General features: G+C 44.7%; 6 protein-coding genes. 1 reads left to right on the top strand and 5 read right to left on the bottom strand.

Annotated elements, in window-relative coordinates; genetic code table 11:
• The first annotated feature begins 53 nt into the window (after positions 1-53).
• Positions 54-965, top strand: a complete 912-nt coding sequence (locus K9J17_13420; GenBank protein ID MCF8277727.1) for a tetratricopeptide repeat protein — start codon at positions 54-56, stop codon at positions 963-965.
• A 65-nt stretch (positions 966-1,030) separates the two neighbouring features.
• On the opposite strand, the gene K9J17_13415 is transcribed toward K9J17_13420, so the two are convergent.
• The 5 genes from K9J17_13415 to K9J17_13395 all read right to left on the bottom strand — a co-directional run bounded on the left by K9J17_13415 (position 1,031) and on the right by K9J17_13395 (position 9,399).
• Positions 1,031-1,873, bottom strand: a complete 843-nt coding sequence (locus K9J17_13415) for a T9SS type A sorting domain-containing protein (protein MCF8277726.1) — start codon at positions 1,871-1,873, stop codon at positions 1,031-1,033.
• 49 nt (positions 1,874-1,922) lie between these two features.
• A complete protein-coding gene (locus tag K9J17_13410; protein MCF8277725.1) occupies positions 1,923-3,755 on the bottom strand; it encodes a glycoside hydrolase family 13 protein in 1,833 nt (610 codons plus the stop codon).
• Positions 3,756-3,819: 64 nt separating this feature from the next.
• Positions 3,820-4,848, bottom strand: coding sequence for a T9SS type A sorting domain-containing protein (locus K9J17_13405; protein ID MCF8277724.1), 1,029 nt, complete (start codon positions 4,846-4,848; stop codon positions 3,820-3,822).
• Positions 4,849-4,858: 10 nt separating this feature from the next.
• Positions 4,859-6,274: a RagB/SusD family nutrient uptake outer membrane protein gene (locus K9J17_13400; protein ID MCF8277723.1), complete on the bottom strand. Its 1,416-nt coding sequence runs from the start codon at positions 6,272-6,274 to the stop codon at positions 4,859-4,861.
• Positions 6,275-6,285: 11 nt separating this feature from the next.
• A complete protein-coding gene (locus tag K9J17_13395; protein ID MCF8277722.1) occupies positions 6,286-9,399 on the bottom strand; it encodes a TonB-dependent receptor in 3,114 nt (1,037 codons plus the stop codon).
• Positions 9,400-9,440 lie beyond the last annotated feature (41 nt).

Here is a 9,440-nt window from a genome sequence, read left to right as displayed (position 1 = left end):
GTCTCGATTTCTAAATGGGGATGGCTAACTTGTGTCTTCGTTTCTGAATCCGAATGAGCCGATTTCTATTCATCTTAGTTTTCATTTCAAGTTTCCAACTCGCGGTTGGACAGACTTTCTTGGAACGAGGTGTCAGCTCATTCAATGAAGGCGATTACAAACAGGCCAAACGCTGGTTTGATTGGGCACTGAAAGCTGATTCTACCGATCTGGTCGCTATCTCAAACCGTGCGCATACCAAAAGGGCGTTGAATGATTTCCAAGGTGCTTTCGAAGACTTCCACAAGGCTACAGAACTTGCTCCAAACGAGGGCAATACGCATTTCTGGATGGCACTCTGCGCCTTCAATGTGGGCGATTATGAATCGTCAGTGAAGGGAAATTCAAAGGCTTTAGAACTTGGTTCTGAACAAGGGACGCAAGCATATATGAATCGTGCTCAAACATTTATCCGAATGGGCAAGAACCAAAAAGCGCTTGCCGATTATGATAGCGTGATCGTAAAAAAAGATCAACGTCTGATGCAAGCGCATTTCGATCGAGGTCAATTGCACATGCGAATGAATGACCAAAAATCTGCTCTAAAAGACTACAAAAAGGTGGTTGAACTAGACCCTTCCAATGTTCAACTTACGTGGGATATCGGGCGCATTTCGTACGAAGCGGAAGAATACGTGGATGCACTGACCTATTACTCGCGGGCAATAGATGAACTTGACAAGCCGGAAGCGCAATTGTTCTTGATCCGTGGAGAAACATTTGAAAAATTGAAAAACTACGAAGCTGCTATTGTTGACTATACGCGAGTGATAGAGATGAATCCGAATTTGGCAGATGCGCACTACAATCGCGGCCAGGCCAAAGCACGTTTGGGTGATACCGAAAAAGCCTGTGTAGATTGGAAAAAGGCAGCCGAACTTGGACACATGGAAGCAAAAGGTGTGATTGTGTACAATTGCAAATAGCAGAAAAAAGCCTCGAAGAAGAAATTCTTCGAGGCCAGTTCTTTTCTAATCTAGAACCAAGAGAATCATCTCATCAACACTACCTGCTTCGTATACAATTTGTCATTCACGAATAAGCGAACCAAATAACTTCCAGGAGGATTTCCAGCAGCTTCAAAAACCTGTCGATACTTTCCAGCAGCTTGATTTCCGTTTATGATTTCCACCAATTTTCTGCCAGATAGGTCAAAGACATCCAACTGCACTTTTGCATTTTCTGTAAGTGTATATGAAAGTGTGGTCTGATCACGGAATGGACTTGGAGCCACTGTGATGAGATTATCCTCGTCAAACGAGCTGAATTTGTGGTCGGCAACTTCTGGCTGATCATCCTCTCCTGCATCTTTCTGAACCACCGTATGGCAGTAATCGCGACATGGACGATAATCGTACGCTGCGTAGGAATCATAATCGCCAGAAAGCTGCATTTTCCTTCTGATCTTGGTCAGATCCAACTCTCCAGTTCTAAAGCACCACACACGGTTTGGTGTTTCCCACTGTTGTCCTGTCAATTCGTATTCTTCAAAATGCAGCTTATCCCCTATCACGTAGCCGCGGATGTTCATGTAACCCACATCTTCGTGCAGTTTGTCCTTGATGTATGAAGTACCAGTGACCTTATTTCCATCCTGTACGAAATCGAAAACGATATCGAATTTCACCTTGATGAACGTTCCGGTTTCATCGTACTGAATTTCTGTTCCAACCCATTTTCCGCTCAGATCGTATTTACAATCTTGCTCGTACAATTCGTCTGATTCGTACTTGCGGAGTTGCTCCTGATTCTGACTGTAGCTCTGCGAAAATGCAGTTGCGGCAACAGTCAGCATTAAACTCATTGTTCCTAAAAAACGTGTAAATGTTCTCATGTCATTCAGAATTTGAAGCGAAAAGTTACACAGACAATTCCTACTTCCGTCAATTGAGATGAAGAATTAACAAATTTTTCGGATTGATTGTGAGCCCATTCAAGTTCACGTTCTGCTCTGTTACCACGTTGGTTGCCGCTGTTTTTCCTTTCAGTCTTTCCTGAAAACGTGTTAAATCAATATCCATCGGTTTATCGGAAGTATTCATCGCACACATCACCGTTTCCGAATCGGTGTATCGGAAATAGACATACAAGCCATCAACAGGAACAAATTGCATGGTTTTTCCTTGCTTCAGCGCCTTACTTTCCTTGCGGAACTGTGCCAATTTCTGGATGTAAGCGAACGCTTCGTTTTCGAAAGCCGTCCGTCCGTTTTCAGTGAACTTATCAAGCTTATCCGTTTTCCATCCTCCGGGATAATCTGCTCTGACTTTCGCATCTGGATCGGTAAATCCCGTCATTAGAATTTCACTTCCATAATACAACATGGGAATGCCACGAGTGGTGAGCAACCAACCGATTCCCATTTTCCATTTGTCGAAATCTTCCCCAACCATGGAATAAAAGCGGCCGAGATCATGGTTATCCAAGAAGATCACGTTTCGTGTCGGGTCTTCGTAAACAAAATCCTTGGCCATGGTGTAATACAATTTGGCCACACCATCCGTCCAACCTTGCGGTTTCGTTAAAGCATCGTTAATGGCGTAATAGAGTTGAAAATCCGTGACAGCTGGCAACTCCGTATTGAAATCGCCATTCATATTATTGTTCTGAGTAAAATGCGCTTGAATGGGCGTTCCGTGAACCCAGGTCTCTCCAAAAAAACTGAATTTGGGATAATACTTCTTAATCATCTTGGCCCAGTTGGCCATGAATTCTGCATCCGAATATGCGTAAGTATCAATGCGATAAGCATCAATTCCTGTCATCTCAATCCACCAGATAGAATTATAAATGAGGAAGTTGGCCAGCAATTCGTTCTGCTGATTGAGGTCTGGCATGTGACGATCGAACCAACCATCGGTCATCACCTTTTTGTCCGCTTTAGAAACGTAGGGATCCATCAAGGTTGGCGCACGATAACTTGTCCGCTGAAAACCATCCCACTGATGGATCCAATCCTTACTTGGAAGATCTTTGATCAAATGATGATTGGCTCCAACATGATTGAAAACGATATCCATGATCATCTTCATTCCAGATTGATGGCACTCGCTGATCAGTGCTTTGTATTCTTCCAGCGTACCAAAACGCGGATCGATCTGATAATGATCGGTGGCTGCATAGCCGTGGTAACTCTCGTAAGGCTGATCGTTTGTCAGCAGCGGATTGATCCAAAGCGCTGTAGCACCAAGATCTTTAACGTGAAATAGTTTCTCGCGAATTCCCTGAATATCTCCTCCGTGTCTCACTTTCAATGAATCGCGAAGCACGCGTGTGTCGGTCAATCCTGCAATCACATCATTCTGCTCATTTCCGTTTGCAAAACGGTCTGGAAATATGAGGTAGATAAGGTCTGACTGATTCAATCCTTGATGAACTTTCGAAGATTCATCGCGCTTTAAAAGCGGATAATTGAGTTTGAACGACTTTTCTCCATTCGTAAAATTGAGTTCAACATTATTTCCAGAAAACTCCGTTGGAATCGAAATGTCCAAGAACAGATATTTCGGATTTTCGACTTTGTGCGTTTCCGTAACGAGAACTCCAGCATTGCTTGGCAGCGCCACGTTCCAACCTTCATCTACACCATAGATCATCAGCTGAAATTCCTGTTCGGGCATTCCAATCCACCAATTGGGCGGATAACATTTGACCGTGCTCGCATCTTGCCCAAATGCTGTGCTTGCTAAAAGGAAAATGAATAGGAAAAATCTCATCGTCTGGATAAAATAAAGGCCGTCACGAGCAGCTCGGACGGCCTTGAACAGTTAAAGTCTTAGATCAATCAACCATGATCTTGGTTGATTTTTGGAAATCAGCACAACTCAATTTCAACACATAGATTCCTGTTGGAAGATGGTTTGCAGCAATAGAAATCTGCGATTGCCCGTTTACTGTTTGTGCGTAAACCTGTTTTCCATCTACCGATACCAACTCAACAGATTTAAGCTCTGCTGCATTTTGGATAATAATTCCATCTAAGGTTCTTGCGATTCCGAATTCGGTAGTCACATCTTCTATTGCTGTGACAGCAGAAACGGTGAATTCATAGTTGTTTCCACTATTGTTTCCGAAGAAAAGCGTGAAATAATCAATGGTTTCTGCAACTGGATTGGTCTCTTCCGTAACCAAAGCGTAATAGCTTACGGTAGTTCCTGCTGGAATCACCCCAGCTGGAACGGTGACCGTGCCAACGCCATTTGCAAAATTCGTCACCTCTAAGAAGTTAGAACTTGAGTAACCATCAACACTGGAACGAATAAAAAGGTGCTCTCCTGGGCTCAATACAAGTGCATTCGCCAATTCAACAGTCACGGTTACGTTATCAGCTTCTGTCGGACTTGTTGGCGAGTTGTAAACGGTGTCAATCGCCACTGGCGAGAAAGCTGTTTCAATGATTGACATAAAATTGTCTCCTCCTCCATCTTGGATAATGGTCGTGTAGTAATAGCCTGCTTGAATGGCCGGCAACAAACCAGTGGCACCTCCACCCAAAGCTTGTGTATTGAGTCGAGCACTTGCAGTTTCAAGCGTTGGATCAATGATCGCATTGAAAGACGATAAAGTGTCATTTGCACTGTAAGGTCGCCAAACCGGATCGTAATTACCAGTGAAAAACTCCCAAGTTCCATCTCCTGCTTGAATAGCATTCTGTGCTTGAAAACGCACTGAACTCACCACCCCATGATCAATGAGATTGTAGGTTTGATAGGAGATTCCATCCTCGGCATTCGAGCCGAAATTGGTAGGCACTTGCGCAAAGCCACTAGCGGCCATCAGCACAAGACAAAAAGAGTAGATTTTTTTCATGATGAGAATGTTAAGGGTTTTGTTCTATTGAAGGATTTCCAGCAATTTCTTCTTGAGGAATTTTGAATAGTAAAGATGCAGCATTGTACGAAACATCATCGCGCAAAGGCGCTTTCCTTCTCTTCAATTCGTGATAGCGGTCGTTTTCAAAACACAATTCCCAGCGCCTTTCCAATTGGATCTTTTCCAAGAGCTGATTGGTGCCCGTTTCCTCAATGAAATCGACACCGAAAGCGCGTTCCCGAATGGCATTATAACTTGCCAATGCATCGGCAGTATTGCCGTTTCCGGCTGCGCTAATGTTGGCTTCTGCACGTATCAAATGCATTTCTGCAAGGCGAACAACTGGCACATTATAAAACACATCTCCCGGACGATCATACTTGATGATTCGCCCTTTCAAGTTGACCGGATTTTGCAAAAACCATTTGGTTTTCCGTTGATCGCCAGGCGCATAACTTGTGATCAGCGCTTCAGAAGCATATTGAAAAACAGGAAGATTATTGAACTGCGAATAAGATTCATTCAGGCCGTTATCGAAAGTGGTAAATGCGAGCTGAAAAATCGATTCGTTGGCTGTTGCGTAACCTTGCGACCGGAATGGAATAAGCAAGGCATCGTCTTCTGCATTGGTAGGATAAAGGCTGTATAGATTGCTCGAAATCACTGCTCCTGCCGCATCCGAAGCTCCCAAATAATCGCCTTTTGCAAATAACACCCGCGCTTTGATGGCTGTTGCGGCCATTTGCGATGCCCGATGTGTTGATCTTCTAACACCTTGCTCCTGAAATAAGGCTTCTGATTCTTCAAGATCGCTCAGCACGTTGGCATAAACTTGTTCTACAGAAGAACGTGCAATTGCCAGATCTTGCTCAAAAGACAAGGTTGGTTCCGTTCGGTAAGGAACACCAGCCTGACTGTTGTTTCCCTGCTTATCCACATCATAAGGCAAGGCCCAAAATCGGCACAATTCAAAATGACAAAGAGCTCGAACGAACAGTGCTTCGGCCTTCAATGTTCCTTTCTTGTTTTCGAATTCTGTTCCGGAAAGCAGGTTTTCATCAACTACTCGGATGATGTTGTTTGCACGATTGATCACCTTGTAGGCTTCGCGCCATGTGCTGCGCAACGTTCCGATCTGAATGGTAGTAGCACGCTGATAGATCTCTAACGTTCCGAAAGGCGAAAGCCGCGATTCATCTACTTGCGTATCTTCTGCCATGAGGTCGGCATACAATTGCAAATTGCCACCATAAAGCGAACTTCCCTGCAAACCATTGTACATGGAATTGGCCAAATTGTCCAAATCCTGATACGTGGTGATCGCTTGACCGGACGGAATGCTGTTAACCGGTTCAATGTTCAGCAGGTCTTCGCACGAACTGAGAACAATAACGGAGAGAAATATGATCGATAGTCTTTTCATTCTGTTGCCGATTAAATTCCTATTTGAATACCGAATGAAATGGTTCTGGCCTGTGGCGTTCCCAAATACGGACCCGCAAACGATACATTACCTGATTGTGAATTCGGGTCCACATTTCTCAACACTTCGGGATCCCAACCTGGGAAAGCTGTCAATGTCCAAAGGTTTCCTCCTTTCACGTAAATGCGAAGTTTCTGGATCTTGATGCGCTCGCACACTTTCTTCGAAAATCCATAGCCGAATGTGAGTGTTCGTAGTCGTAAGTACGATCCATCATACAAAAAGCGCGATGAATTTACCGGTGTGTAATTATTCAAACCCGGAACATCTGTATCTGTATTTGTTGGCGACCAAGCGTTTTTGATCTCCTCGCGCTGCGCGATGCTTTGCCAATTTCCGACCTGCGTTTTGGCAGCATCATCGTAAATCGTGTTGCCATACGCAAAACTGAACAAGGCGCTTAGCTCAAATCCTGCAAAAGAAAAGGTGTTGGTAATACCACCGTAGAAGATCGGAAGCGGACTTCCCATCGGCTTTCGGTTGTTCTCGTAAAACAATCCTCCAGTTGGGTTTGCAAAGGTCATAACGTTGCCATTCTTATCATAGAAAAGCTCTGTTCCTCCAGCCACATCATACATGACCTGATTGCCAGAACCATCTAGCATTTGCGAACCATCTAAGTTGAAGGCGCCAATTTGACCATCAGCTTTCTGCACTCCCGCAAACTCAACCAAAAACGCTTGCCCTACGGGATAACCTTCAATGACCCGACCTTCTCCTGCTTGTCCACTCTCGAACGCATCAGGCGGAAGGCCCGCAGCATTCAGCACTTTATTGCGATTGAATGCAAGGTTCAAATTGGTTTCCCACTTGAATTTGCGATTGAGGTTTCGGCTCGTCAGGCTGAATTCCATACCCCAGTTCTCAAGCTTACCAACGTTCTGCCAAACACCATCATAACCAGATGAAGTTGGTAACGAAACGAAGAGAAGCAGATCGGAACTGGTCTTTCGGTAGTAGGTGATATTTCCAAAAATCTTGCTATCGAAAAAGGCAAAATCGAGATTGACATCCAATTGCTGAGAACGCTCCCATTTCAAGTTCCGATTATCGAGCTGAATCGGTGCCACGCCAGAGCTATCTGCATAACCAAAACCAGCAGAATAAAGCGACCAATGTGCAAAATCTGGAATGGCGTTGTTGCCCGTATATCCAAAGCTAGCACTCACTTTCAAGTACGGAACGGCTTTTGAATCCTTCATAAATTTCTCGTCAGAGATGATCCATCCTGCCGAAAATGCAGGAAAGAAACCCCATTTATTTCCTGGGCCGAAACGAGAACTGGCATCACCTCGCACGCTTATTCCGAGCAGGTATTTGTTCTTCAACTTATAATTGATCCTCGAAAAGAACGAGAGCAATCCGTTGGCTGTTTCGTAGCTGTATCCGCTTTGATTTTCTTTTGGAGCATCGGATGGATTTTTAAGGTAATCGTTCGGAAAACCAAAACCGTAAAGCCCAAATCCTTCCGATTTTACCCGCTGCGATGTTTGCCCCACCATGATCTTGAAATAGTGGCGTTCAGCCCAATCTTTCTCGTAGGTCAAATAGTTGTTCAAGTTCCAATTGACCACGCGCGTGGTTCTATCCCAAGCAGAAGAAGTGCTTCCTTGCTGATTGATGTTCCTGAAATTGAACTCATCTTCCTGCTGATTCATGAAATCAATCCCGAAATCGGAATGGAAGCTGACATTTTTGTGGAACTTGTAATCGACATAAACAGAGTTGATATTACGGATGATCTCTGTATTGAATGTCTGATTGTTCAGCGCCCAAACCGGATTGTAGATATTATCGTTGTAATCGCCATTCGGGTCGTAAATAGGAATGTATGGAAGAATCTGTTGAGCGGTTCCCAACCCTCCAGCGTCACCCGTACGGATTCGATCAATGCTTGTGTAAGTGAAAGCCAGATTGCCTCCAATACGAAGACGTTCGCTTGCATCCGCATCCAGATTCAGTCGAGCGTTTGCCCGATTGTAGTTGTTGCCAACCAGAAATCCTTTTTCACCACGATAAGCTCCACCGAGGTAATAGCGTACTTTCTCAGAGCCTCCGCTTGCCGAAACATCCAGCTGGTGAACGCTTCCAGTACGCAACATTTGGCTGACCCAATCCGTGCCTCCGTTTCGGGCGATGGAATCTGCTTCGGCTCTGGTCAATCCGCCACCAACTGATGTCGTTGCCGTTTCTGGAGCCAATCCTTGATCAGCACGAGCCTGATCGCGCAAAGCCAAATGCTCTTCAGCACTTAAAAACTTCACCCGATTGGTTTCGTTCATGATGCCATAACTGTAACCAACGTTGATTCTGGATTTCCCCGACTTTCCGTGTTTGGTGGTGATCAGCACAACGCCATTCGCACCTCGCGAACCGTAAATGGATGTGGCCGCTGCATCTTTCAAAACCTCCACACTTTCAATATCGTTCGGGTTCAGATCAGATAATGCATTAGAACTTGAACCGAGATTTCCCGGGTCGAAACTTCCTGTGGTGATCGGAATTCCATCCACCACAATCAACGGTTGACTTCCTGCCGCAATGGAATTGGTTCCACGCACGTTTATCTTGACTGCCGAACCAGAAATACCATTCTGAGAGATGATGCTTACTCCTGCTGCTTGCCCTTGCAAAGCTTGATCGACACTTGGTTGCGTAGAGCTTTCAATTGCTTCCGCTTTCACTGTTGCAATCGAACCTGTGATATCGCGTTTTTGAGTTGTTCCGTAACCGACCACAACCACCTGATCCAGCAACATCACATCTTCCGATAGCTTAATATTGAACGTAGTCGTTTCGCCAGATTTGATGGTGAGAACTTGCTTTTGTGTCTTCAATCCAATGAAGGAAAACACAAAGGTCTTTTCTCCAACAGGCACGTTTTTGAGTTCAAAATTCCCATCAAAATCTGTGGAAGTTCCGATTGTCGTTCCCTCAAGCACCACCGAACCACCAATAATGGACAAGCCATCATCTCCGGTCATGACACCTTTCAGGGTTCCAGTTTGGGCCAAGGCCCAAGAACTAATAAGTACGAAAAAGGCAGAAAGTAGATGTTTGGTCATTGCCCTAATTTAGTTCAGAAAAGCAATTTTAGACCACTAAT

The organism is Flavobacteriales bacterium (assembly GCA_021739695.1).
GTDB lineage: Bacteria > Bacteroidota > Bacteroidia > UBA10329 > UBA10329 > UBA10329.
The sequence above is the reverse complement of the archived record's forward strand: the minus strand, read 5'-3'. Positions and strand labels throughout refer to the sequence as shown.

What these genes read in the sequence shown, in the direction of transcription:
- K9J17_13420 (MCF8277727.1), top strand. Translation starts at nt 54, where the DNA reads ATGAGCCGATTTCTATTCATCTTAGTTTTCATTTCAAGTTTCCAACTC.
- K9J17_13415 (MCF8277726.1), bottom strand. Translation starts at nt 1,873, where the DNA reads ATGAGAACATTTACACGTTTTTTAGGAACAATGAGTTTAATGCTGACT.
- K9J17_13410 (MCF8277725.1), bottom strand. Translation starts at nt 3,755, where the DNA reads ATGAGATTTTTCCTATTCATTTTCCTTTTAGCAAGCACAGCATTTGGG.
- K9J17_13405 (MCF8277724.1), bottom strand. Translation starts at nt 4,848, where the DNA reads ATGAAAAAAATCTACTCTTTTTGTCTTGTGCTGATGGCCGCTAGTGGC.
- K9J17_13400 (MCF8277723.1), bottom strand. Translation starts at nt 6,274, where the DNA reads ATGAAAAGACTATCGATCATATTTCTCTCCGTTATTGTTCTCAGTTCG.
- K9J17_13395 (MCF8277722.1), bottom strand. Translation starts at nt 9,399, where the DNA reads ATGACCAAACATCTACTTTCTGCCTTTTTCGTACTTATTAGTTCTTGG.